Origin of the sequence: Streptomyces sp. NBC_00322 (assembly GCF_036147535.1) — a bacterium.
Lineage (GTDB): Bacteria > Actinomycetota > Actinomycetes > Streptomycetales > Streptomycetaceae > Streptomyces.
Genome location: NZ_CP108019.1, coordinates 2,089,005 through 2,114,227 on the forward strand (window position 1 = coordinate 2,089,005; position 25,223 = coordinate 2,114,227).

Below are 25,223 nucleotides of genomic sequence, written 5' to 3' on the forward strand. Positions count from 1 at the left end.
TGCTGCTCCCTGCGGGCAGGGGGTACGGACGACAATCGCCCGTCGTGCGGTGTGCTGGCTATGTGGGGGATGCCCTGCACTGGTGCTCCTGATCTGCGGCCGCGCACGCGCGACTCTTTGTGTGTGGGGGGTACGGACCCGGGGGTCCGCTGTACTGCCCGTGAGACGTCGGAGCCGCATCCCGGTGCCCGGCGCGTACGGAGGGTTCCCGTACGCGCGCATGCCCTGCGCCCTTCCCGGGTGGGGCCGGGAAGACCACGTACGCATATGCCCTCACAAGGGCCGGGAGGCCAGGGTGCGGCCGTCAGCCATCACGCAGCCCCCGACCCTAACTCGGGCGGACGGTGTCGGGCACCCCCGAACGGGCGGGCGGTCACCCGGGCGGCACGGCAACAGGCCGTCCTGGCCTTCGACATCGCCCGTCGGGCGCGGCCCACGTACTCCTCGCCGCCGGCGGGGGTGGTGACAGGCTGTGCCGTTTGGTGGCACGCTCGAAGTGCCGACTTGCAGCGCGTGATCGACCGGATGGCGGGATTCGATGGCAACGTGCGGGCCTCGACGGCGATCACGTTGGAGAATCCGGTGCGCTCCGGATCACTCCACTGGTGCGCCAGGCGCCGCGGCAGGCGCCGTATGGACCGCTGACCGCTGGAGGACCGGCCTTGAGGGAGGGACCGAGAAGTGAGCTTCTGGGAGTACCTGGGCACCCGCTACCAACAACTGCTGGTGGACGCCTATCAGCACGCCAGCGCCGTCTTCCAGTGCATGGTCGTCGCCACACTGCTCGGGGTCCTGATCGGCGTCCTCACCTACCGCACCGAATGGGCGGGAAACCTCGCGATCACCACGACCGCAAGCATCCTCACCGTCCCCTCCCTGGCTCTCCTCGGCCTGCTCGTCCCGGTCGTCGGCCTCGGCGTCGCGCCGACCGTCATCGCGCTGACGCTGTACGGGCTGCTGCCCGTGGTCCGTAACGCGGTCGTCGGGTTGCGCGGAGTCGACCCCGCCCTCGTCGAGGCCGCCAAGGGCATGGGGATGTCACGGTTCGCCCAGCTGCTCAGGGTCGAACTGCCCCTCGCCTGGCCGCCGATCCTCACCGGTGTCCGGGTGTCGACCCAGATGCTGATGGGCATCGCGGCGATCGCGGCCTTCGCCTCGGGGCCCGGGCTCGGCAACCAGATCTTCCGCGGGATCTCCAGCCTGGGCAGTGCGAACGCGCTCAACGAAGTGCTGTCGGGGACGCTCGGAATCGTCGTCCTGGCCCTGCTGTTCGACGCCGGGTACGTGCTGATCGGACGGCTCACCATCTCACGGGGGATCCGTGGCTGACTCTGCCGAAATCGTCGAACCGACCTCCCCGACGTCCGGCGCCGCAGGCCCCGGCGGATCCGCCCGATCCGCCGGGCCCGACCGGCCGGCCGCCGCCGGCGCGAGTATCCGGCTGGACAACCTCACCAAGCGCTATCCGGACAGCCAAGCCCCGGCCGTGGAGGACGTGACCCTGGACGTCGCGGCCGGCGAAACCGTGATCCTCGTGGGGCCCTCGGGCTGCGGCAAGAGCACCACCCTCAAGATGATCAACCGGCTGATCGAGCCGACCTCGGGGCGGATCACCATCGGCGGCGAGGACGTCACCGGCATCAACCCCGTGGCGCTCCGCCGCACCATCGGCTACGCCATCCAGGCCACGGGCCTCTTCCCGCACATGACCGTCGCCGAGAACATCGCGCTCGTACCGAAGATGGCCGACTGGCCCCGCGCGAAGGTGCGGGACCGGGTCGAGGAGATGCTCGAACTGGTCGGGCTGGATCCCGGGGAGTTCCGCGGCCGCTATCCGCGCCGGCTCTCCGGCGGCCAGCAGCAGCGGGTCGGGGTGGCGCGGGCGCTGGCGGCCGACCCGCCCGTGCTGCTGATGGACGAGCCGTTCGGGGCCGTCGACCCCATCACCCGCGAGCGCCTGCAGGACCAACTCATCCGGTTGCAGCGCGAGTTACGCAAGACGATCGTCTTCGTCACGCACGACTTCGACGAGGCCATCAAGGTCGGCGACCGGATCGCGGTGCTGCGCGACCGGTCGCAGATCGCCCAGTTAGACACTCCGGAAGCGATCCTGGCCAGTCCGGCGGACGACTTCGTCGCCGGTTTCGTGGGCGCGGGAGCCGGGGTGAAGCGGCTGCACCTCAAGCGCGTACGGGAGGTGGAGCTCGCCGACGTCCCGACCGCCACCGTCGACGACCCGCTCGAGACCGCCCTGCACCTGCTGGACGCGGGCTCCGCCTCCGCCGACCACCTGCTGCTACTGGACCGGGAGCGGCGCCCGCACTCCTGGCTGCGACGCGAGGACCTGACGCGCGCCCGGAGTGCGCAACCCGGCGGAGAGCCACTGCCGTTGTCGGCGGGCACCCCCGTACGGAGCCGGATCGGGATGGACATGACGCTGCGGGACGCGCTGGAGGCGCTGCTGGCCGACGGTGCGGGCCGCGTCGCGGTCACGGGACAGGACGGCGCGTACACCGGCGTGGTGGACATGTCGACACTGCTGAACGCGATGCACGGGGCGCCGGGCGAGCGGGGAGCCGAGAAGGCTCGGCCGACCGGCCGGGGTGAGCCCGCGTGAGCCGGAGCGAGGTCGACGTCGGGACCGGTGGTGGAGCCGCCCCCGAGGCCGGTTACGGGTCCCCGGGGCCGGCTCCAGGGCCAGGGCATGACGAGCCCGTGACCCGGCTCGCCGCACTGGACCGGGTCCCGCCCCGCATCACCTGGCAGAAGCTGGTGACGCTGCCGGCCTTCGTCGCGGTCGTCCTCGGCGCCACCGCGCTGTATCTCCGCACCACCGAGCTGGACTCGATCGCCAGGAACGCCCTCGCAGACGGCGCCGTGCGCACCGCACTCCTCCAGCAGACCGAACTCGTCGCGATCTCCACCTTCTTCGTGCTCATCATCGCGATCCCGCTGGGCATCGCGCTGACGCGCGGGGTCCTGCGCCGGGCCGCACCGCCGTTCGTCGCGGCGGCCAACATCGGCCAGGCGACCCCGGCCCTGGGCCTGCTGGCGCTGCTGGTGATCTGGCTCGGCATCGGCCAACGAGCCGCCCTGGTCGGCATCGTGGCATTCGCGGTGCTGCCGGTGCTGAGCAACACCGTGGCCGGCCTGAGAGCCACCGACCCGGCACTCGTGGAGGCGGCGCGCGGCATCGGGATGTCGCCGCTGCTGGTGCTGTTCCGGGTCGAACTGCCCCTGGCCGTACCGCTGATCCTGGCGGGCGTACGGACCGCGCTCGTGCTGAACGTCGGCACCGCGACGCTGGCCACCTTCGGCGGCGGAGGAGGACTCGGGGACCTGATCTCCTCCGGCATCACCAACCAGCGCATGCCGGTGCTGGTGCTCGGCTCCGTACTGACGGTCGCCATGGCGCTGATCGTGGACTGGCTGGGGATGCTCGTCGAGTTGCTGCTGCGCCCACGCGGCCTGGAGGTGGACTGATGCGCCTGACCCGGGTACGGACGGCCGTCGCGGGAGCGGGCGCCCTGCTGCTCGCCGCCGCAGGGCTGAGCGGCTGCGGACTGACCAGCGGCAGCCCGCTGGCCGACTCGGTGCAGCCCGGCTCCATCGGCAAGGGGCGACCGCTGGAGGGCGCCCAACTGACCGTGACCTCCAAGGAGTTCACCGAGCAGATCATCCTGGGCCAGATCATGGGGCTGGTCTTCAAAGCGGCCGGCGCGGAAGTCCTGGACCGGACGAACATCCAGGGCTCGATCGGTGCCCGCGAGGCGGTCAAGTCCGGTGCGGCGGACGGGATGTACGAGTACACGGGCACGGCCTGGATCACCTACCTCGGTCACACCAAGCCGGTCGTCGACCCGTACGAGCAGTGGGAGGCCGTACGCGACGAGGACCGCCGCCGCAACGGCATCACCTGGCTGCCCGCCGCCGCGCTCAACAACACCTACGCGCTGGTCGCGAACCGGGCGAATGCGCAGAAGTACCGGCTGCGCACCCTCTCCGACGTGGCACGTCTGACGAAGAAGGACCCGGGCGCGGCGACGATCTGCGGCGGAAGCGAATTCTCGGTGCGCGAGGACGGCCTGCCGGGCGTGGCGAAGACGTACGGATTCGCCCTCCGGCGCGGGAACTTCAAAAAGATGGACGACGGCATCGTCTACACCCAGGTCGCCAAGGGCGCCGCCTGCACCCTCGGCGTGGCGGCCACCACCGACGGCCGCATTCCGGAACTCGAGCTGAAGGTGCTGGAGGACGACCGGCACTTCTTCCCCAACTACAACGCGGCACCCGAGATGAACAGCGCCACGATGAGAAAGTACCCCGCCATCGCCGACGTCCTCGCCCCGATCACCAAGCGGCTGACGGGGGCGGAGGCCCAGCGGCTGAACGCGCGGGTGGACGTGGACGGGGAGGACCCGCACGAGGTGGCGAAGGACTGGCTGGTGCGGGAGGGCTTCATCCGGGAGGGCTGACAGACGGAATCGGCCCACCTCCAGGGGCCGAAGACCTGACCGCGACCTGCAGCGGGGCGGGGCATGGGCGGCGCGGTCAGGTCCGGCCGACGGCCGCCAGGTCCACGTCCTTCGTCTCCCGGTACCGGAAGAACGAGACGGTGCTGATCAGGCAGAGCACCGCGACGTACCACCGGTACCAGGAGGCGTGGCCGTGCGTCGCGAGGTACTCGATCAGGTAGGGCGCCGTACCGCCGAACAGAGCCACCGTCAGCGCGTACGGCAGGCCGACGCCGCTCGACCGCACCGACGTCGGGAACATCTCCAGCGTCGCCGACGGAGCGGCCGCCGCGTAGCAGCCGAACAGCAGCAGCGCCGCCGTCATCACCACGCCCAGCCTCACCGCCGAGCCCGACAGGAGCCCGAAGAGCACCGGCGACAGACAGGCGAACCCCCCGCCGAACACCAGCAGCAGCGGACGGCGCCCGAACCGGTCGGCTGCCATGCCGAACAGCGGAAGCGCGGCCATGAACACCACCTGCGCGACGACGGCGGCCCACAGCGCGGTGTTCGCCGGTACGCCGTACTGGAGTTGGGCGTACAGCGGCAGGTACGAGGCGAAGGTGTAGTAGACGACGGTCGCGCCCAGCGTGAACCCGACCACGCGGGCGGCAGCGCGCGGGTGCGTACGCAGCACTTGCCGCGCCGGGTTGCGGGGCCGCTCCCGTGCCGCGTCGAAGACGGGTGTCTCGCGCATCCGGCCGCGCAGGTACCAGCCGTACACGGCGAACAGCGCGCCGAGCGCGAAGGGCACCCGCCAGCCCCAGCTCACCAATTGGGCGGGGGTGAGCGTGTGGTGCAGCAGCAGCGCGAGCAGCGTGGCCGCGAGCGTGCCGAGGGTGGTGCTGATGTAGACGGCGCTCGAGTACAGGCCGCGGCGCCCGCGCGGCGCGATCTCGTTCACGTACGTGCTCATCGCCGCGCCCTCGCCGCCGGCGGACAGCCCCTGCAGCGCCCTGGCCACCACCAGCAGCACCGGGGCCAGCACGCCGACCGTCCGGTAGGGCGGCGCGAGCGCGATCACGAGGCTGCCGCCCGCCATCATCAGCAGGGACAGCCTCAGCGCGGCGCTCCGGCCGTTGCGGTCGCAGTACCCGCCGATCAGCGCCCCGCCGAGCGGCCGGAACAGGAACCCGACGGCGAACACCGACAGGGTCTGCAGGAGGTTCGTGGTGGCATCGCCCGACGGATAGAAGTGCGGGCCGAGCAGCGCGGCGAACGTCACGAACGTGGCCCAGTCGAACCACTCCATTGCGTTGCCGATGGAGGCGACCACCACCGGCCGCAGGCGGTCCCGCCTCACGGATACGCGACTCGCCTCTGCGGCAAGGGTGTTCACGATGCCGTCCTCTCGTTCTGTGAGCGTGTGGCGGGAGTGGTGCCGAGCAGTTCGCGTACGTCGTCCGCCTCGGCGACGCCGATCTCGGTGAACGACTCCAGAGCCTTGGTCCAGTAATCCCGCGCCCGCGGGTGGTCGCCGTCGAACGTGGCGACGGTGCCGAGGACGTGCTGGGCCCTGGCGATGTTCAGACGCTGCGCGGTCGGCTGCGACAGGGCGAGCGCCAGCTGTGCGCACTCCTCGGCGCGGTGCGGGTCACCCAGACTCAGATAGAGCGGGGCGAGTTCCAGGAGGACCTTGCTGCGGGCGATGTGGTTCACGCTCCCCTCGGCGAGGGAGCGGGCCGCCTCGGCGTGCCCGGCGGCATCCTCACGGCCCAGCAGGCCGTCGGTGACGGCCATGCGGGCCAGCGCGTACGCCTCGCCGTCGACGTAGCCGATCTGCCGGGCCCCGTCGAGCGCCGTGGCCGCGTAACGGGCCGACTCCGGCAGCGAGTCGAGGCCCGCGCTGATGGCCGACAGCAGGCACAGGGTCTCCACCTCGTAGGTGCGGTCGCCGCACTCCTGGAAGGAGCTCAGCGCCCGCTGCGCCGAGTCGAGCGCGGTCTCGTGCCTGCCGATGTCCAGGTCGACGAGGGCGAGCCCGTACAGCGAGATGCTCCTGTCGTAAGAGGAGTCGATGGACTCGGACACCTTCAGCGCCCGGGTGAAACAGGACCGCGCCTCGGACAGCTCTCCGGTGGCCTGGCGCACCAGGCCCAGGTTGCGCAGGCTGTACGAGCTGATGTGGTGCAGGCCGAGGCCGCCTGCGGTGGCCAGCGACGCGGTGAGGCATTCGGTGGCGCGCGCCATGTCGCCGTGCGTCCAGTGGATGAACCCCAACAGGCCCTGGGTGGTGGCTTCGAGCCGGGGTGACCGGATGCTGTGCGCGACGTCGAGCGCCCGCCGTGCGGCCTCCTCGGCCCGCACGCCCCGGCCCAGGCTGAGGTGGGCGAGGCTCATGTTGTTGAGCGTGGCCGCGACCTCCTCGGCCATGCCGAGGCGGTCGTGCAGCGCGAGGCTCTTCTCCTGGTGCGCGATGGCCCGCTCGTAGTCGCCGAGCGTGTTGTGGAGGTTGGCGAGGCTGCGATGCATGGCCGCGATGCCGCGTTCGTCGTGGTGGGTCTCGGCGGCGGACAGGCCGATACTGGTGGTCTCCCGCCATTCGGTGCGGTACTTGCCCGTCCAGAAGAAGCCGCGCAGCGCGTCGGCCAGGTGCCAGGACAGGTGGTGCGGGCCGTGCGTTCCGAAGTGGCGCACACAGGCCATCAGATTGCGCCGCTCGGCCAGCAGCCAGGCCGTCGCGTGGCTCTCGTTCGGGAACTGCGGCGCGTCGAACGTCGCCTTCCGCCGCTCCGGCTGGGCGAGCCGCACGAACTCCGAGTAGAGGACGTCGGCCGCGGCGCAGGCGCCCGCGAGGTACCACTGGCCGAGCCGCTCAAGGGCCTCGGCCCGCTCCCCCGCGGAATGCTCGGCGAGCGCGCGGTCCTGCGCGTACTCGCGCAGCAGGTCGTGGAACTGGTAGCGGCCCGGGGCGGGTTGCTGCAACAGGCTCGCCGTCTCCAGGCGGCTCAGACCTGTCCGCGCCTGCGCCTCGCTGATGTCGGCGAGCACCGAGACGGCGGCGGGGGTGAAGTCGGAGCCGGGGAAGAGCCCCGCGAGGCGGAAGACCGCGCGGTCGTCCGGGGTCAACGCGTCGTACGACAGGGCGATGGCCGTGGAGACGGCGGACGTGGTGTCGCCGTCGACGGACAGGGCGGCGAGGCGGTTGCCGCGCCGCAGACTCTCCAGGTAGTCCTCGGTCTGCCCGCCCGGGGCGCCGATCAGGTTGGCCGCGGCGATCCGCAGCGCGAGCGGCAGGTAGCAGCACAGGGCGACGACTTCGCGTACCACGTCCGGCTCGATCGCCACCGCGGCCTGCCGCATCATGCCGGTAACCAGCTCGGCCGACTCCCGTGGGCTGAGCGTGCCGACCCGGATCACCTGAGCGCCGTGGGTGACCGCGAGGGAGCGCAACTGCCGCCTGCTGGTGATCAGTACGGAGCATCCCGCGTCCCCGGGGATGAGTGGCAGCACCTGCTCGACGCTGGACGCGTTGTCCAGCACCACCAGCACGCTCTTCCCGGTCAGCTTCGACCGGTAGAGGTTGGCCTGTTCGACCGGGTCGACCGGGATCTGGTCCGCGGGCACGCCGAGGCTGCGCAGGAACTGCGAGAGCACCTGGTCCGGCGGGAGCGGCGCGTGCTCCCCGCCCTGCTCGTAGCCGCGCAGGTTCACGTACAGCTGTCCGTCCGGGAACGCGCCCCGCACCCGGCTGCCGAGCCAGACCGCGAGCGCCGTCTTGCCGACGCCGGGCGGCCCGGACAGGACCACGACGGGGACACCGGTACGGTCCGGCGCCGGCGGAAGCATCGTCTCGACCCGGTCGACGACGTCGTCCCGTCCCACGAACCCCATGGCCAGCGGCGGGAGTTGGGCGGGCACCGTGACAGCCTCGCCGACGCCGGGGCGCGGCCCGTTCGGGGCCGCGAGGGCGGGGTCCGATTCGAGGATGCCGGTGTGCAGGGCGCGCAGCCGCTCCCCGGGTTCGACGCCGAGCTGCTCGACCAGTTCGCGGCGGGCCTGCTGGTAGACGTCCAGCGCCTCCGCCTGCCGCCCCGAGCGGTACAGAGCCAGCATCAGCAGGCTCCAGAAGTTCTCCCGTAAGGGGTTGTCCATGGCGGCGGTGCGCAGGTCCTTCACCAGCTGCCCGTGCCTGCCGAGGTGGAGTTCGGTCTCGAAGTACGCCTCCAGCACGCCGAGCCGCTCGTCCTCCAGGGCCGGGGACTCGTCACGGCGCAACGAGTCCGACGGTATGTCCGCGAGCGGCGCACCGCGCCAGACAGTCAGCGCCTCGGCCAGCAGCCGGGCCCGCTCCTCCGGCGTCTCGGCCTGCCGTGCGAGCCGGACCAGGCGGCGGAACCGCGTGAGGTCCAGCTCCGCCTCGGCCACGTCGATCCGGTAGCCGCCGGCCGCCGTCTCCACCAGGTCCGCGTCGCCGAGCAGCATCCGCAGCCGTCGTACGTACGTGTGCAGTGCTCCTCGTGGATTCGACGGCTTGCGCTCGTCCCACAGCCATTCGGCGAGACGGTCGTTGTCGACGACCTCGCCGGACCGCAGCAGCAGCGCCGCCAGCAGCACCCGGAGCTTCCCGGAATCAATTGCCAGTTCTTTGCCGGCGACGCACGCGGAGAGCGTCCCGAGTATCCCAAAGCTATCCCCGGCGCGATGCGCCGGGACGCTAGGCGATGGGACGAATTCGATTCGTTCCATGCAGTTCTTGCCATCCCCCGTAGGCGTGTGCACAGCCTCCCCCGCGCTTACGAGCCGCGTCATTGCCGGAACGCGCGCCTGGGACTGTTCAGTTGTGCGCTTGCCACCTTAGGGGATGCCGAAGGCGGGCCGGGGGTGCCGCCTTGTTCGATGGGTCACATGGTAACGTCCGCCGCTGCTCGGGCTGAACGGCGGCCGATATCGGGGGACTTGGTGATCGAAGGACTGCTGCCGCAATGTGTTGCGGTGGCCGAGGACGTCAGTGACGCCCCCGGTGACGAGAGTGTCCTCTCGCCGGCCGAACGGGCTCTGATCGCGGCGGCGTTGCCCGAGCGGAGGGACCAGTTCGCCGCCGGGCGCGGCTGCGCCCGCCGCGCCATGGAGCTGCTCGGCGAGGAGCCGGGGCCCGTGCCCGCCGACGCGACGGGGGCTCCTGTCTGGCCGTCGGGGCTGGTGGGGAGCATCACGCACTGCCGGGGGTACCGGGCCGCGGTGCTCGCCCGCCGCGCCGACATCACGGCGCTCGGCATCGACGCCGAGCCGAACCTGGGGTTGCGTGACGGTGTCCTGGAGCTTGTCTCGTCCGCCGGGGAACGGGCGCGGCTGCGGGAGTTGGCGGCGCTCCTCACCCACGTCCGCGTGGACCGGCTGCTGTTCAGCGCCAAGGAGGCTGCATACAAGGCGTGGTATCCATTGCACGGGATCCGGCTGGGTTTCCGGGACGCGGAACTCACGCTGTCCGGGCGGGTTTGTGGCAATGGCGCGGGCGGCTCTGGGAACGTGGCAGAGGGGACCTTCCGGGTCCGCCCGAGTGAGCGGAGTGGTGCGGCGCGGGAATTTCGCCACGAAGTGCTCCACGGCCGTTGGGCGGTACGGGATTTTCTCATCCTGACGGCTGTTGCGTTGGAGTGACGGGCTCGTGACGAACTACTGACCTTTAATTTCTTCCGGGCTCTTTGTTCCATAGGCAACCGTGCTCATACGGTGCCGGTGAACCAGGAAATAGTCGTCCTCAGCGGATCCGCGAAGGACGCCTCGTCGAGGCGGTAAGAGGCGTGCCGACTCCGCAGTGCCTGGAGGAACAGAGTTTCCGTGTCCCGACGCCCGGTGTCGGAACTCACCCGCACCCTGGGTTGTATACGCGAGGGGGCGGTCCTGTCGGTTGCGTGACGCATCACAGACTCCTTCGTACGCGACATTCATGTCCTGCGCAGATGGTCGACGACCAGCGAGCTGATGGTCGACGACCAGTGCGGCGGGAAGATGTGGCCCATGCCGGCGATCCGCCACAGGCGGGCGTGCGGGATCACCCGGCGCAGTTCCTCGCCGTGCTCCAACGGCAGGACGGGGTCCCGCTCGCCGTGCACGACAAGCGTCGGCACGTCGAGGGCGGCGATCCGCCCGGTGAGCGGGGGCGTGCGGTCCAGGGCCGTCGCATGGCGCCAGGCAGTGTCGGGGCCGTGGTCGCGGTCCTTCACGCGCCTGACCAGATCGATCCAGTACGTCCGGTCGAACGGCACGTAGGACCCGACCAGCACCTGCCAGCCGTCGACGGCAGCGGCCAGGCTCTCCTCGGGCCCCTGGGGCGGGGACGCGGCGAGCCGGGCGGCGTGCTCCAGCATCGGCCGGCGCGGACCGGGCAGTCCGGTGCGCGGCGGCAGCCATACGTCGCCGTTCGCGTCCGGGGAACTGGACAGCAGCACCAGCGACCGGACGAGTTCGGGCCGGTCGAGCGCGAGCAGCTGGGCCACCATGCCGCCGACGGACTGGCCCGCCACGTGCGCCGAGCCAAGTCCGAGCCCCACGAGCACGTCGGCTGCATCCGCGGCGAGCGTCGACAGGTCGTACTCGTCGTCGGACTTCCCCGACCTGCCGGTGTCCCGGTGGTCGTAACGCACCACGAAGTACCCGTCCTTGGCGATGAGCCGGCACAGCTCGTCCGGCCACACGATGCCCGGCGCCGAGCCGCCCATCACCAGCAGCACCGCCGGATCGCCGCGGCTGCCGAACGTCTCCGTCCACAGTCGCAGACCGTCCCGCGTCGCGATTGGCCACTCCATTGGGCTGTCTCTTCCCCTTGGTAGGGTGCGGTGGACCGCTGATCATCCGTCCTGGGGGAACAGAATGACCCGCGCACGCACGGCACTTGTCCTGGTTGATCTGCAGCGGTGGATCGTCGACATGCCGTGGCAGCCAGTAGGCGGTGACGTGGTTGCCGACGCCTGCGCAAGGCTGCGCGAGCACTTCGCGAACACCGGCTCCTCGCCCGTCGTCTTCGTCCGCTACGTACGAGAGGACGGCGCCGACGGCGGCATCAGTGCCGCCCCCAACCAGCTGATCTCCGGCTTCGAACCGCGTACCGGCGAGCACCTGGTGACCAAGCACGGCCTTGACGCCTTCGAGGGCACCGACCTCCACGACCGGCTGCGCGGCGAAGGCGTCACCGAGGTCGTGGTCGCCGGACTGTCCACCGCGCACGGTGTCGCGTCCACCGCCGCGACGGCGCTGCGTCTGGGCTACGGGGTGGTCGTCGTCTCCGACGCCACGGCCAGCGTGGACGAGGCACAGCACCGCGAGGCGCTCGACCGCCTCACCGCGCTCGGCGCGGGCACCGCCGTGGTCGCGGACCTGGTGACCGCGAAGGTCAGCGGAAACTGACCCTCGCGGTCCGGCGGTGCGGCACGAGCCGGTCTCAGGCCGACCGGATCACTGGTGGCTGACCGCGGTGGGCTTGACCACGTACACGATGCGGTGCGCGACGTCCGGCGGCGGGCCGTCCAGCTTCATGCCGTACCGCTCCGCGAGCTGCGCGAAGAACTCACCGGACGAGTCGTCGTCGATCCGGACCACCTCGCCGCGGATCTCCAGGTAGCGGTACGGCTGCTCCGGGTCGTTGACCGACACCGCGACATGCGGGTCGGCCGTGATGTTCTTGTACTTGTAGCGGACCGTCGTGTTGGTGAACCGGACGTACTCGCCGTCCCAGGAGAACCACATCGGGTTCACCTGCGGCCCGTCGCCCGCGGCCCGGATCGTGGCGAGATGACCGAAGAGCGGCCGCTCCAGCAGATCCTTGTGGCTGTCCGGAATGAGACTCATGCCGTGTGTTCCTTCACTTTCTCTTGTTCGTCCTGCGGGGCCCCGAGCAGGGGGCGGAACAGGTCCGTCAGTCGTGCCCGCATGGTGGCGGTGTCCTTGGCGATCCAGTCCACGTGACCGTCCGGCCGGGCAAGGACGAGCGCGGGCTTTCCGCGGCGCGCCTCGGTGCGGACGTCGAGTACCGCGTCGAGCCGGTCCGCACACCACCGGGTCAGCTCCCGCACCGACGCGTCCTGCGCCCCCGTGAGGATCAACGTGTGGCGGAGATCGTCGAGTTCGTTCCGCTGCGGCAGCGGCACCAGCGCGCCGGGCACGAACCCGGCCGTCCTCCTTCCGGCCGAGGGTTCGGTCCGGTACTTGGTCCGCAGACCGGCGAGCCACGGTATGTACGCCAGGTCGAAGAGGCGCAGGCCCGACGCGACCCGCAACAGGCCGTCGCGCAGGACGACCTGGTGGCTCTTGCGCAGCAGCCACAGCTTCGTCTGCACGTCTGCCTGGCGCACCACCGCGCGCGCCACGTCCCCGCGCTCGCTCACATAGGTGTCGAGCAGCCGCTCGGCGCTGTGCCCGCGCCAGACGAGGGCGAGCTTCCACGCCAGGTTGTGGGCGTCGTTGACACCGGTGTTGAGGCCCTGCCCGCCGGCCGGGCTGTGGATGTGCGCCGCGTCGCCGATCAGGAAGACCCGGCCGACCCGTGTCGTGTCGGCGTGCCGCGCGTGCACGTTGAAGACGCTGATCCAGTCGGGGTCGCGCAGCCGGATCCCGCCGGGCCCGCGCTCGTCGACCAGGCTCTGCACCATGGCCAGGTCGACGTCCTCCTGGCTGACCCCGGGAGGCGCCGAGGTGAAGACGCGCCAGCGGCCGTCCGGCAGTCCGCAGGCCACCAGGATGCCCCGAGGTGAGCAGAAGTAGTGCGTCATGCGGTGGTCGAAGCGGGTGTCGACCCTCACGTCCGCGACCACGAACCGCAGTTCGTACGTGGATCCCTCGAAGCCGATGCCGAGATGACCGCGGACGATGCTGCTCGCCCCGTCCGCCCCGATGACGTACGCGAACTCCTCCTCGTACTCGGTGCCCTCGGGGTGGCGCAGGCGAGCCCGCACCCGGTCGTCGAGCTGCTCGAAGCCCAGCAGCTCGGTCCCCCACCGCACACTGCCCCCGACCGATGCGAGGTTGGTCCGCAGGACCTCCTCGATGTCCGGCTGCGGGCAGATCAGCGGCCGGGTCGCCGGCTTGTAGCGGAGGTTGGCGATGACCTTGCCCGCGGAGTAGTACCGCATCTGCGACTGGGGCAGCGCACGCGCGGCGAGCAGGTCCTGCCCGCCGACCCGGTGGATCAGCTCGACGGTCCGCGGCCACAGGCCCAGCGCCTTCGACAGCGTGCTGGGGCCTTCGGCCTTGTCCACGCAGCGGACCGGTACACCACGCCGGACGAGTTCGGTCGCCGCGGTGAGCCCGGCCGGTCCCGCGCCCGCGACCAGCACGGGCAACGTACCCGCGGGGGTCGTCATACGGTCGCCTCCTCGGCGACGGCTTCGGCGGGCGCGGCCGGCTGGGCGGCGCGCTCGCGCAGCATCACGCTCACCGGCACGGCGCTCGCGGCGCAGATGGCGACGACCACCCACAGCACCAGGTGCAGGCCGTCCGTGTAGCTCCCGGTGAGCAGGTCGAGGAAGTCGGAGCGCGCGGAACCGGTGACGGTGTCGGCCGCTCCGGTCAGGTCGCCACTGATCACGCGGTCGGCCACGCCGCCCGCGTCGACGCCGTTCGCGCCCTCGACCCCGGACAGGCCGTCGGAGATGTGCGAGCGGGTCGAGTTGAGCAGCACGGCGCTCATCACTGCGATGGCGAACGCCTCGCCGGCCAGCCGCATCGTGTTGAAGAGACCGGCGGCGGCACCCGCCTGCGTCGGCTGCACGGAGGTGATCGCCGCGCCGTCCACCAGACCGGCCGTCATGCCCATCGAGATGCCGAGCAGCAGCAGCGGACCGACCAGCGCCACCACGGACACGTCCGGGTCGATCACGGTGAGCCAGCCCGCGCCCACCGCAGCGGCCACGAGGCTCAGAGTGAGGATGAGCCGGGTGGACACGCCGCTCTTGACCAGCTTGCTGACGACGAGCGGAACCGCCAGGACCGGCAGGGTGAGCAGCAGCATCGTGGCGCCCGAGGCGTTCGTGCTCATCCCCGTGACCCCGGTGAAGTACGTGGGCAGCAGCACCAGCAGGCACACGAAGCTGAAAGACAGCGCGATGGGGATGAGCGAAACCGCCATGAACCGGCCCTGCTTGAGGAGCGAGAGATCGATCATGGGCTGCCGCTGGCGCAGTTCGGCGGCGGCGAACAGTGCCATCAGTACGAGCGCCGCGGCGAACAGCAGCAGCGTCGTACTGCTCGTCCAGCCCTGCTGCGGCCCCTGGACGATGGCGTACATCAGGCAGAACAGGGACAGCGTGAACGTGGTGGTGCCGACCCAGTCGACCTTCGTCGCGGCGGGGTTCTTCGACTCCGGCATCAGCGGCACCGCGACGAGCACGAGCACCGAAATGAGCAGGTGCGAGAAGAACACCGAACGCCAGCCGAAGGTGCTGACGAGCAGACCCGCACTGGACGGGCCGAGTGCCAGACCGGCACCGGCCGACGAGCCGAGGATCGCGAAGGCCCGCGCCTGGGCGGCCCCCTCGAACGTCGTGGCCAGGATCGCGGCACCCGAGGTCATCACCGCCGCGGCCCCGAGCCCGGCGAGCGCACGCGCCACGTCGAGCACCTCGATGCTCGACGTCACCGCGCTGACCAGGGTCGACACGGCGAACAAGGCGGTACCGCCGGCGAACATCCGCCGCCGGCCCACGATGTCCGCGAGCGAGCCGCAGCCGAGCATGAAGCAGGCGAACGCGAGGTTGTAGGCGTTGACCACCCACTGCAGCGGGGCGAGACCCACGTCCAGATCGGAGCTGATGTCCGGAAGGGCGACGGAGGTACCGGTCAGCGAGGCGGGCAGGACCAGGACGGCGAGACAGACCGCGACAAGCGTCAGTGTCGGATTGCCGCGACCGGTGTCCGGACGAGCCGTACTCATGAAACATCCCCTTTCAGGGGGTTGTTGGGGGGATAGGTGTGGACAGGCGTACGTGTGGAGTCAGTCGGCGGGCCGGGCCAACCGGGGATCAGCCGGCGGGCCGGGCGACGACCGCGCAGGTGAAGCCGAAGCCCCCGCCCGCCGAGATGACGAGGGCGATCTCGCCCGGCGCGAGCAGCTCCTGCTCACGGATGTCCGCGAGGTTCGCCGCCATGTCACCGGCTCCCAAGTGGCCGGTGTGGTTGCCCAGTTCGACGACCCTTGCCTTGGTCAGGCCCTCGACCGCCGGGTGGTACGTCTCGCGGCGGACCTTGATGCCCACCCTGGGGAGGGCGAGGACCCGGATGCGGGGGTCGTCGACGTCGATGCCGGCCTCCCCCAGCGCGGTCGTGACAATGCCGCGCAGTGCCGCGTGCACCCCGCTGTAGAAGCCGTCGAGGCCGACGTCGTTGATGAATGCCTTCTTGGTGCGCTTGACGTCGATCCGGTCGCTGATCCACCGGCTCGACGGGGTGAACTCGTCCCGCCCGCGGTGCAGTTGCTCGGCCGCCGAGACGGCGGCGCTGGACAGACCCAGCAGCGTGAACTCGTCGACAGCTTCGTCGCGTTCGTGCAGCAGGACCGCCGTAGCCCCGTCGCCGTAGAAGACGCCGTAGTCGCCCGCCCAGCGGTCGAAGCCCTCGTCGGGGAAACGGTCGCCGGTGGTGACGAGCGCAGTGCCGGTGGAGGGGTCGGCCCGCAGCCGGGACGCGGCCGCCTCCAGTGCGGTGCCGCCGCCGTTGCACATCACCTGGATGCCCAGCGGGACGCCGCGCACCGCGCCGACCCGGTGCGCGACGTAGTGCGCGGGCGACCAGAAGTCGTGGCCCTGGTGGTGGATCCAGGCGTGCGCGGTGAACCCGAGGCCGGCGCCGTCCCAGCCCGCCGCGGCGAGCGCGCCGCGCGCCGCCTCCACCGCCATGTCCGGCGCCGAGACCGTTCCCGAGACCGGGACTTCTCTGACGCCGGTGTTCGTCAGGTCCTCATTGCTGATTCTGCCGCGCGTGAGGGCGTCCTGGGCGGTCTCGACGGTCACCGGCAGACAGGTCCTGACCGCCCGGATCCCCAGCCCGTTACCGAGTCGCATGTGTGAGTTCCTCCGTGCTCGACGTGGATGGAGCGGGTGAGGTGTGCGAAGAGGGGGCGGCCGGGTGTCTGGCCGGGGCCGCAGCGGCGGTCCCCTGTGCTGCCGCTGCGGCCCCGGCGGTCCCGGGCAACCGGATCCAGCCGTACCGGTCGGCGTGTTCGGCGAGCACCGGGTCGTCCCCGACGACCCCCGCACCGCCCACGCAGGTCAGCAGCGGCAGGTCCGAGGCGTGGTCGCCGTACGCGACGCACTGATCGGGACGTGCGCCCGACCGGTCCATCAGGGCGCGGGCGGCCGTGGCCTTCGCCGCGCCGATCATCGCGGTACGCACCTCGCCCGTGTACCGGCCGGCGGCCACCTCTGGCTCGCTGCACAGCACGTGGTCCGCGCCGAGGTGCTCCGCGATCGGGTCGAGACAGGCGCGGAACGACCCCGAGACGAGGGCGACTTGATACCCCTCGGCCTGGAGCCGGCGCAGTTCGCGAACGACGCCCTGGTGAAGGAAGCCGTCCCGCTGCCGCTCGCGGGCGAACCAGCGGCGCCCGCTCTCGGCGACGGCCTCCTGCCCGGCCCCCGCGTAGTTGCGGTAGTAGGCGCGGTTGGTCTCCTCGCGGGGCACGCCGGCCCGCGCGGCACGCGTCAACTCCCCGGCGGCCGTGCGGTATCGGTCCCGATCGGCGAGGTGGAACTCCAGGAAGGAGAACATGCTCTTGATGTCGATGAGCGTCTCGTCGACGTCGAAGAACGCGATCCGGACGGGCAGTTCACCCAGGGATTCGGTGCTGTCACCCGTGCGCTCAGTACCTGACATCGGCTCAGTACCTGTCATGAGCTCAGTACCTGCTTCCGACGGCGGCCGGCAGCGCGGCCAGATCGGCCAGGTCCTCCTCGGTGAGGTAAACCTCCGCCGCGGCGAGGTTCTCCCGCAGATAGCGGGAGTTCTTCGTGCCGGGGATCGGTACCACCCGCTCGCCCTGGGCGAGCGTCCAGGCGATGGCGACCTGGGCAGGCGTGACCGAGCGGCGGTCGGCGACCTCCCGGATCACGTCGACGATGCGCTGGTTCGCCTCCATCGCGGCACGGTGGAAGCGCGGGTTGGCGGTGCGGAAGTCGGTGTCCTCGAACTGGCCGGCGTGCAGGGTCCCGGTGAGGAAGCCACGGCCGAGCGGCGCGAACGGGACGAAGCTCGCCCCCACGCTCTCGCACCAGCCGACCGTCCCGCCCGACTCGCCCTCCAGCGCGTCGCGCGTCCACAGCGAGAGTTCGGACTGGACGGCGGTCACCGGGTGGATCGCGTGAGCCTCGCGGGCCTGTGCGACCGTGGGCTCGGACAGGCCGAGCCAGCGCACCTTGCCCTCGTCGACGAGCTCCGCCATCGCGCCCCAGGTCTCCGCCAGCGGGACGGCGGGATCGATGCGATGGACGTAATAGAGGTCGATGACGTCGAGGCCCAGCCTTCGCAGACTGGCCTCGACCGCCGAACGCAGATAGGCCCGTGAGTTGTCGCGATGGGCCGCCCGCTGCTCGAGGTCGTCCAGGACGATGCCGAACTTCGTCGCGACGACCGCCTCGTCCCGGCGGCCCGCGACTGCCCGGCCCAGCAGCGTCTCGTTGTGGCCGGCCCCGTAGAGATCTGCCGTGTCCAGCAGGTTCCCGCCGAGGTCCAGTGCCTCGTTGATGACCCGGATGGAGCGTTCGTCGTCCCGGGCTGACTCCTGGTAGAGCCAGCTCATGCCCATGCACCCGAGGCCGACGCTGCCGATCTTGATTCCTGTGTTGCCCAGATTCCTCAGGCGCACCTTTCCTCCTTCTGTTCTCAAGCGGCCGTGAACTGCTCTCGAGCCGCGGACTGTTGTCGAACGGCCGCACATCTCAAGCGGCCGCGAAGACGAGTGCGGCGTTGTGGCCGCCGAAACCGAGTGACGTGCTCACCGCGACCTCCAGATCCCTCTCCGCCGCCGCGCCCGTCGTGATGTTGAGGTCGATCTCGGGGTCGAGCTCGGTGAGGTTGGCCGTGGGCGGGACCACGCCGTCGCGCAGCGCCAGCGCGGTGAAGACGGCCTCGATGGCGCCCGCGGCGGCGAGTGTGTGCCCCGTGACGCCCTTGGTCGAGGTGACCAGCGGGCGCTCGCCCAGGACCCGCCGCAGCACGCGGCCCTCGGTGACGTCGTTGAGCGGGGTCGAGGTGCCGTGCGCGTTGACGTGGTCCACCTCGTCCGTCCCCGCTCCCGCGTCGGCGAGGGCGGCGCGCAGGGCGCGCTCCATCCCGGCGCCGCTCGGGTCGGGCGCGGTGGCGTGGTACGCGTCCGTCGACGAGCCGAAGCCGATGACGTTGGCGTAGACCGAGGCACCGCGCGCCCGCGCGTCCTCGGGCCGCTCCAGTACGAGGATTCCGGCGCCCTCTCCCGCGACGAAGCCGTCGCGTGCCGCGTCGAACGGCCGGGACGCGGCGCCCGGGTCCTCGCGCCGCCCCGAGAGGCCGCCCATCCGGGTCAGGCCGGTGATGGTCGCGGGCGTCAGTGCGGCCTCGGCTCCCCCGGCGAGCACCACGTCGCAGGTGCCGGACCGCAGCAGGTCCCGGGCCAGGCCGATGGCGTTGGAACCGGACGCGCAGGCGGTGGCCGTGACCATGCTCGGCCCGAACGCCTTGACGTCGATGGCCAGTTGGCCCGCCACCATGTTCGACATCCCCATGGGGATCATCAGCGGCGAGACACTCTTCGGCGCGTCCTGAAGGAACCTGCGGTGCTGCTGCTCCCACGTCGCCGTGCCGCCGAGGGAGTTGCCGACGATGACGCCCACGCGTGTGCCGTCCCAGTTCTCCGGGTCGAGGCCCGCGTCGGACACCGCCTGGCGGGCGGCGACGATCGCCAGCTGCGTGAAGCGGTCGAGCCGCCAGGCGTTGCCCGGCCCGAGCAGCGCCCCTGCGTCGAAGCCGGGCACGCGGCAGGAGAAGTCGACGGGGAGTCCGGCGAGTTCGGGATCGGGGGCGGCGGTCGACCGGCCGGAGCACACCCGCTCCCAGCTCGTCTTCGCGTCGAGGCCGGCGGCGGTCACGAGTCCGACCCCCGTGATCGCCACGGCCCCCTTCGATGGGTGGGTCACGCGCGTACGCCCTGGGACTCGATGAGCTCGACGGTGTCCGCGATGGTCGTCTCGCCCTGGAGGACGTCGTCGTTGAGGTCGACCCCCAGCTCCTTGTTGATGAGCATGGTCAGCTCGATCAGCGCGAGTGAGTCGAGGGCGAGGTCCTTGTAGGCGATCACCGGCTCGATCTTCGCGGCGGGCACGCCGAGCTGGGAGACGAGCAGATCGGTCAGCTTTTCCTGTACAGCGCTCATGATGGGGCTTTCTTCCTTTGCTTGGCTTGGCTTGATTGCTTGGCGCGGGCTGGGTCACGTCGCGCGGGCTGGGTTACTTCGCGCAGGCGGATTCAGCCGGCGCCGCGGGGCCCGGCAGTGGTTCGACGGACACCTCGGGCAGCTCCAGAGCCGCGGCCCCCCAGGTGAGGCCCCCGCCGAAGCCGCACAGCAGCACCCGGTGGCCCGGTGCGACCTGGCCCGTGTGCACGGCGTCGGCCAGCGCCAGGGGTATGGAGGCGGCAACGGTGTTGCCGACCCGGTCGAGGTTGACCACCAGCTTCTCCTCGGGCAGCCCGAGTTCATTGCCGACGGCGGTCAGGATGCGGATGTTCGCCTGGTGGGCGACGAGCCGGTCGATGGACTCGAGGGGCCAGCCGAGTTGCTCCGCCAGCCGCCGGGACGACTCGCTCATCCGCGTCACAGCGTTGCGGAACACCGAACGGCCCTGCATGGTGAAGAACTCGTCGCCCGGCGCGGCAAGCCCCTTCGAGCGGTGCTCGGACCCACCGCCCGGCACGGTGATCAGATCGGCCTGGGAGCCGTCACTGGCCAGGTCGAACCCGAGCAGCGCACCACTCTCCCCCATGCGTCCGGCGCGCAGCACCGTCGCACCCGCGCCGTCCCCGAAGATCGCCCTGGTCGTGCGGTCCTCAGGGTCGAGGATGGTCGAGAAGGTGTCGGCGCCGATCACCAGGGCGCTGTCGGCGATCCCCGCCCGGATCATGCTCGACGCGGTCGCCAGCGCGTACACGAACCCCGTGCACACGGCGGCGACATCGAATGCGGGTATCTCCCCGAGCCCGAGCCGGCTGGCCACTTCGGGCGCCGTGGCCGGGCACGGATGGTCCGGAGTGCTCGTGGCAAGAACGAGCAGGTCCACCGAGTCCGTACCCGCGGAGGCGAGCGCCCTGGCCCCCGCCTCGACCGCGACGTCCGAGGTGGACAGACCCGGCGGCACCACGAACCGCTGCCGGATCCCGGTGCGGGTCGTGATCCACTCATCGGTGGTGTCGAGTTGCCGGGCAAGGTCGTCGTTGGTGATCCGCGTCGGCGGCAGCCAGCCGCCGAGCCCCGCGAGAACCGCCGCACGTCCACTCACCGTGCGCTCCGGTGCGACGCGGGAACGGCCGTGGTCTCCACGGTGCCGGACGCGACCTCCTCGCCGCTCTGCAGGAAACCGATCCGGAAGCTCTGGATCCCGTCGCGGTCGCGCTCAGGGACCGCGCTGACCGTGGTCGGCACGTCGAGTTCGGCGAACTTGGCGAAGCCGAGGTCGAACCCGACCAGCGTGGTCCGGTCGGCCGGCCGGCCGAGGAGCCGGGCACCGGCGAGCAGTGCGGCCTGCCGCGCGGCCTCGGTGAGCACCATGCCCGGCAGATGGTCCTGCACATGGTCGAACATGCTCGGGTTGTCGTTGGGGGTCCGTACGCCGGCGGAGATTCCGTCACCGTCGTGCACGGGGTCGATGAGCAGGGCGTTGACCGGGTTGGCGCGCCCGAGGTCTTGAGGGGCGACCGTCGCCGGTACGGTCGCGACGTCATCGGACAAGACGGGCGGGCTGCCGCGCCGCTTCGACCGGACGAAGGAGTACGTCCCCGACGACAGATAGCCGACCGCCATGCGCACCTCGCCGACCTCCTCACCGGAGAGCAGGAAACGAATCTCGTACGTGACGGACCGGGCGGGCGCGGTCGCGTCGGCGGGCCGGTCGGTGGTGACCTGCAGCGTCAGCTCCGCCGGATCGCCGGAGTGCGCGACGAACAGGCCGGGCAGCCGCATGGACCACGACTGCAGGACGAACTTCGTGTCGCCGTCGACGCCGAGGTGGGTGTGCGCACCGTAGGTCTCGGCCTGCCGGGCGCACTCCAGGAGCAGGACCGGGTCGACGACCGTGTGGCCGACGTGATCGGTGAAGTACGCGTGCGAGGAGGGGAGTTGGGCTCCGGCGAGAAAGCGCTGCCCGTCCACGGCCGAGGTGTCGGTGAGGAACACCTCCGACAGGGCCCGCCGATGAAGCAGACGCCGGTCGACGGACCGAACGAATCCGAGCTCCTGTGCACCGGGCGCAAAGGTACTTGTGAACACCGTCATCGGCAGGTAACCCCCCTGTCAAAAGCACGGCGGTTCCCCACCGACACTCTCGGAATCTCTTGATCGTGAACCGCCGGACCACCCCGTCCGCGGCCGACGAGAAAGAAACTAGTCATGGGCTCTTTCGTCCCACTGTCGGAGCGTGTAAGGGGCTGACATCCCGCCGTCAGGGCCCTTGACCTGGGGCTTTTGAAGGACGTCGCGAGGGACCTCGTACTACGTGACCGATGTGTCAGCGCCTGACCGTAGGGTTGTCGGTGGGGACAGGGATCGTTGGACAGGGGGAGTTTGTCGGTGGGGGGCGCGAACGCGGCACAACTGGTGGGCAGATCCGCCGAACTCGCACGGCTGGACGCCGTGCTCGCCTCGCTGGGGCAGTCGGGAGTGCCCGCGGTCGTCGACATCGCCGGTGAGCCCGGCATCGGCAAGAGCCGGTTGCTCGGCGAAGCGTGCACCCGGGCTCAGCAGGCCGGTTTCACGGTGTTGCGCGGCCGGGCGACGGAGTACGAACAGCACGTTCCCTTCCAGGCGTTCACCGACGCGCTGGCCGATGCCGCTCCCGGCTCACCGGCCGCTGATCCAGACCTCGCCGAAGCGGCCTCGGTGCTGCACGGCATCCGGCACGTGCCGGGCGACGCGACCCACGCAGGCGCCGCTGCCCGCTTCGGGATGCACCGTGCGATCGCCGCGTTCTTCGCGCGCATGGGCGAGCGCGGCCTGGTGCTGGCCATCGACGACCTGCACTGGGCGGATCCCGCGTCACGGGAACTCGTGGACCACCTGATCCGGCACCCGGCGCACGGCCGGGTCCTCCTGGTCGTGGCGCGGCGCTCCCGGCAGACACCGACGTCCTTGACCGCGGCGCTGACGCGCGGTGCCGACAGCGGAGCCGTACTGCACGTCGCCCTGGAGCCGCTTGCCGAGCAGGAGTCCATCCGGACGCTGGCCTCTGACGTTCCCGAGGACCACGCCAAGCAGCTGTACGCCGCCAGCGAGGGCAACCCCCTGTACCTGCTCTCGCTGTTGCACGCGTACCGCAACGGGGCGCCGCTGCGCAGCATCACCGCCCATGCCGACGCCACAGACCCGGTCGGCGTGCCCAGCGGGCTCGCGGCGCTGCTGCTCGACGAACTGACCGCGCTGACCGAGCCGCAGCGCTGCGTCGTCGAAGCGGTGGCGGCGCTCGGCGACCACGCCACGTCCGCCATGCTGGCCGTGGCGACCGGGCTCCCGGTCCGACACGTGGAGGACCAGACCGGCGCTCTGGTGGTGCGGGATGTGCTGCGCGCCGGGCCGGGCGACCGGTGGGCCCTGCGCCACCCGCTGGTGCGGGCACTGGTCTACGAGAACATCGCCCCGCATCGCCGTGCCGAGGTCCATCGCCGCGCCGCGCAGGAACTGGCCCGCCGTGGTGCTCCCGCCACCGAGCGGGCCCACCACGTCGAACGGTCGCTGACCGACTGGGATCCCGCGGCCGCGGCCGTGCTGAGCGAGGCCGCTGCGCAGTTCGCGTCGACCGCGCCGGCCACGGCCGCCCACCTGCTGGGCGTCGTCCTCAGGCGCATGCCGGACACACCCGCCCACACCCGGCGGCGCGGCGAACTCGTCCTGGCGCGCGCCCGTGCGCTCGGCGTCAGCGGGAACTCCCGGGAGAGCCGGAACCTGCTGCACACCCTGATCGAGGCATCGGGCAAGGACCATCCCGAGCTGCGTACGCAGGCCATCGCCCAGTGCGCCGTCATGGAACGGCACCTCGGCCATTCCCCCGAGGCCACCGCCCTGCTGCGCCGGGAGCTGTCCCGCCATCCGGGCCCGTCCCCCGGCCAAGCGGTCTCCCTGAGGCTCGCCCTCGGCATGTCCGCCCTGCTGACCGCGTCCTACCCCGAGGTACGCGCGGACGTCGCAGAAGCCGTCGCCGTCGCGCGCTCCGACGACGACCCCACGGGCGAAGCGGCGGCCCTTGCACTGGCGGCCCTGGGAGAGGCCTACGAGGGCGAGACGGAAGCGGCCGCGCGGTTCGCCGACGCCGCCTGCCGACTCGCGGACGGCCTGACGGACCCCGGCCTTACGGATCTGTGCGAGTCACTGGTCTGGCTGGGCTGGGCGGAAGCCCTGCTGGAGCGCTACACAGACGCCGAACGGCACATCACCCGGGGCCTCGACATCGCCCGCCGCAGTGGACAGCTCCATGTCCTGCCGCACCTGCTGACGAGCAGGGCCTTCGTCCACCTCAACACCTGCCGCCTGCCGTCCGCGCTGGAGGCTGCCGAGGAAGCGGAGTCCATCGCACGGGCCGCGGGCAGCCGTGACCTCCTGGCGTTCACCCTCGCCATCAAGACGCTGGTGCTGCTGCTGGCCCGTCCGCTGGGGGACGGCAGCGCCCTGACCACCGGTGAGGAGGCCGTCGCGGCAACCAGCGGGAGCAAGGGCTGGTGGTCCGCCCTGGCCTGGTGCATGCTCGGGCACGCGACGTTCGTGAGCGGCGACCCGCACCGCGCCCAGGAGGCCATCATGACGGCCGGCGGGGGCACTGAACTTCCCCTGCTGCAACCGTCGGTCCGTCCGGGCCAGCTGGACACCCTCGCGGGCGCGGCCCTCGCCGCCGGGGACATCGACCAGGCCGGACGCTGGGCTGCACAGGCGGCGCGCGAGGCGCGCCGGCTCGGCCTTGGCGGTCAGCGCGCAGCCGCGCTGCGAGCTGGTGCCGCGCTGGCCGAGCACCGCGGCGACACCGGCGAGGCCGTACGTCTCCTCGACGCGGCCACACAGGAGTACGTCCGCTGCGGCCAGCCCCTGTGGGAGGCGTACTCCCTGCTGCTTGCGGCGCCCCTGGTGCAGCGCGCCGGTCAGGGCCCACGCGCCGTCGCGATGTGGCACCGCGCCCACCGGATCGTCGTCGGCGGCGGCGCACGCCTGCTTGTGGACCTGGCCGAATTGATTCGCCCTCAGGTGATGGCGGAGGCGACAGCGATTCCTGCGGAGCTGGCCGAACTGACGCCGCGTGAGCTCGAGGTGGCGGGCCTGGTGGCGGAAGGCCTGAGCAACCAGGACATCGCCGCCCGGCTCCACCTCAGTCGGCGCACCGTCGAAACGCACCTGTCGTCGATCTACCGCAAGGCCTCCGTACCGTCCCGCTCGGCGCTGGCCGGCCTCATGACCCGCATAGGGCTGGGAGCCGGATCGTAGGTGATCAGCATGAGGTCATGGTTCTGCGGACGGAGTTCACGGACGACCACACGCTGATGGACTCGCAGAGGAATACG

General features: G+C 71.2%; 20 protein-coding genes and 1 pseudogene. 8 read left to right on the top strand and 13 right to left on the bottom strand.

Going from position 1 to position 25,223, the window contains the following annotated elements:
• Window positions 1-455 precede the first annotated feature (455 nt).
• The 5 genes and pseudogenes from OG905_RS09490 to OG905_RS09510 form a co-directional block, all read left to right on the top strand.
• A pseudogene (locus tag OG905_RS09490) lies at window positions 456-617 on the top strand (Lrp/AsnC family transcriptional regulator); the annotation flags it as partial.
• A gap of 64 nt (window positions 618-681) precedes the next feature.
• On the top strand, window positions 682-1,329 hold the full coding sequence (locus OG905_RS09495; RefSeq protein ID WP_328667285.1) for an ABC transporter permease: 648 nt from the start codon (window positions 682-684) through the stop codon (window positions 1,327-1,329).
• Window positions 1,322-2,617: an ABC transporter ATP-binding protein gene (locus OG905_RS09500; protein WP_443043915.1), complete on the top strand. Its 1,296-nt coding sequence runs from the start codon at window positions 1,322-1,324 to the stop codon at window positions 2,615-2,617. Before OG905_RS09495 ends, OG905_RS09500 begins: the two co-directional genes overlap by 8 nt.
• Complete coding sequence (locus OG905_RS09505; RefSeq protein WP_443043916.1) at window positions 2,614-3,483, top strand: ABC transporter permease; 870 nt, start codon at window positions 2,614-2,616, stop codon at window positions 3,481-3,483. Before OG905_RS09500 ends, OG905_RS09505 begins: the two co-directional genes overlap by 4 nt.
• Window positions 3,483-4,475, top strand: a complete 993-nt coding sequence (locus OG905_RS09510; protein ID WP_328667286.1) for a glycine betaine ABC transporter substrate-binding protein — start codon at window positions 3,483-3,485, stop codon at window positions 4,473-4,475. The genes OG905_RS09505 and OG905_RS09510 overlap by 1 nt, the downstream gene beginning before the upstream one ends.
• Window positions 4,476-4,551: 76 nt before the next feature.
• On the opposite strand, the gene OG905_RS09515 is transcribed toward OG905_RS09510, so the two are convergent.
• Both OG905_RS09515 and OG905_RS09520 read right to left on the bottom strand, forming a co-directional pair.
• Complete coding sequence (locus tag OG905_RS09515) at window positions 4,552-5,853, bottom strand: MFS transporter (protein WP_328667287.1); 1,302 nt, start codon at window positions 5,851-5,853, stop codon at window positions 4,552-4,554.
• Window positions 5,850-9,071 carry an AfsR/SARP family transcriptional regulator gene (locus OG905_RS09520; RefSeq protein ID WP_328667288.1) on the bottom strand — a complete coding sequence of 1,074 codons (3,222 nt, stop codon included), beginning with the start codon at window positions 9,069-9,071 and terminating at the stop codon, window positions 5,850-5,852. The genes OG905_RS09515 and OG905_RS09520 overlap by 4 nt, the downstream gene beginning before the upstream one ends.
• Before the next feature lie 378 nt (window positions 9,072-9,449).
• Between OG905_RS09520 and OG905_RS09525 the strand changes: the two genes are divergently transcribed.
• A complete protein-coding gene (locus OG905_RS09525) occupies window positions 9,450-10,115 on the top strand; it encodes a 4'-phosphopantetheinyl transferase family protein (RefSeq protein ID WP_328667289.1) in 666 nt (221 codons plus the stop codon).
• 287 nt (window positions 10,116-10,402) lie between these two features.
• On the opposite strand, the gene OG905_RS09530 is transcribed toward OG905_RS09525, so the two are convergent.
• On the bottom strand, window positions 10,403-11,263 hold the full coding sequence (locus tag OG905_RS09530; RefSeq protein WP_328667290.1) for an alpha/beta fold hydrolase: 861 nt from the start codon (window positions 11,261-11,263) through the stop codon (window positions 10,403-10,405).
• A 64-nt stretch (window positions 11,264-11,327) separates the two neighbouring features.
• On the opposite strand from OG905_RS09530, the gene OG905_RS09535 reads away from it, so the two are divergent.
• Window positions 11,328-11,861: a cysteine hydrolase family protein gene (locus tag OG905_RS09535; RefSeq protein ID WP_328667291.1), complete on the top strand. Its 534-nt coding sequence runs from the start codon at window positions 11,328-11,330 to the stop codon at window positions 11,859-11,861.
• Window positions 11,862-11,909: 48 nt separating this feature from the next.
• On the opposite strand, the gene OG905_RS09540 is transcribed toward OG905_RS09535, so the two are convergent.
• The 10 genes from OG905_RS09540 to OG905_RS09585 all read right to left on the bottom strand — a co-directional run bounded on the left by OG905_RS09540 (window position 11,910) and on the right by OG905_RS09585 (window position 21,960).
• On the bottom strand, window positions 11,910-12,302 hold the full coding sequence (locus tag OG905_RS09540; RefSeq protein WP_328667292.1) for a PPOX class F420-dependent oxidoreductase: 393 nt from the start codon (window positions 12,300-12,302) through the stop codon (window positions 11,910-11,912).
• A complete protein-coding gene (locus OG905_RS09545) occupies window positions 12,299-13,813 on the bottom strand; it encodes an FAD-dependent monooxygenase (RefSeq protein WP_328667293.1) in 1,515 nt (504 codons plus the stop codon). Before OG905_RS09545 ends, OG905_RS09540 begins: the two co-directional genes overlap by 4 nt.
• A complete protein-coding gene (locus OG905_RS09550; RefSeq protein WP_328667294.1) occupies window positions 13,810-15,381 on the bottom strand; it encodes an MFS transporter in 1,572 nt (523 codons plus the stop codon). Before OG905_RS09550 ends, OG905_RS09545 begins: the two co-directional genes overlap by 4 nt.
• Window positions 15,382-15,469: 88 nt before the next feature.
• Window positions 15,470-16,507: a 3-oxoacyl-ACP synthase gene (locus OG905_RS09555; protein WP_328667295.1), complete on the bottom strand. Its 1,038-nt coding sequence runs from the start codon at window positions 16,505-16,507 to the stop codon at window positions 15,470-15,472.
• A complete protein-coding gene (locus tag OG905_RS09560; protein WP_328667296.1) occupies window positions 16,494-17,318 on the bottom strand; it encodes an HAD family hydrolase in 825 nt (274 codons plus the stop codon). The genes OG905_RS09555 and OG905_RS09560 overlap by 14 nt, the downstream gene beginning before the upstream one ends.
• 22 nt (window positions 17,319-17,340) lie before the next feature.
• Window positions 17,341-18,306 (bottom strand): aldo/keto reductase, encoded by a 966-nt coding sequence (locus OG905_RS09565; RefSeq protein ID WP_328667297.1) that lies wholly within the window; start codon window positions 18,304-18,306, stop codon window positions 17,341-17,343.
• 73 nt (window positions 18,307-18,379) lie between these two features.
• Window positions 18,380-19,588, bottom strand: coding sequence for a beta-ketoacyl-[acyl-carrier-protein] synthase family protein (locus OG905_RS09570; protein ID WP_328667298.1), 1,209 nt, complete (start codon window positions 19,586-19,588; stop codon window positions 18,380-18,382).
• Between the two features lie 20 nt (window positions 19,589-19,608).
• Window positions 19,609-19,848, bottom strand: a complete 240-nt coding sequence (locus OG905_RS09575; protein WP_328667299.1) for an acyl carrier protein — start codon at window positions 19,846-19,848, stop codon at window positions 19,609-19,611.
• Between the two features lie 73 nt (window positions 19,849-19,921).
• Window positions 19,922-20,968 carry a beta-ketoacyl-ACP synthase III gene (locus OG905_RS09580; RefSeq protein WP_328667300.1) on the bottom strand — a complete coding sequence of 349 codons (1,047 nt, stop codon included), beginning with the start codon at window positions 20,966-20,968 and terminating at the stop codon, window positions 19,922-19,924.
• On the bottom strand, window positions 20,965-21,960 hold the full coding sequence (locus OG905_RS09585; protein WP_328667301.1) for an AfsA-related hotdog domain-containing protein: 996 nt from the start codon (window positions 21,958-21,960) through the stop codon (window positions 20,965-20,967). Before OG905_RS09585 ends, OG905_RS09580 begins: the two co-directional genes overlap by 4 nt.
• Window positions 21,961-22,254: 294 nt before the next feature.
• On the opposite strand from OG905_RS09585, the gene OG905_RS09590 reads away from it, so the two are divergent.
• A complete protein-coding gene (locus OG905_RS09590; protein ID WP_328667302.1) occupies window positions 22,255-25,146 on the top strand; it encodes a helix-turn-helix transcriptional regulator in 2,892 nt (963 codons plus the stop codon).
• The last annotated feature ends 77 nt before the right edge of the window (window positions 25,147-25,223 follow it).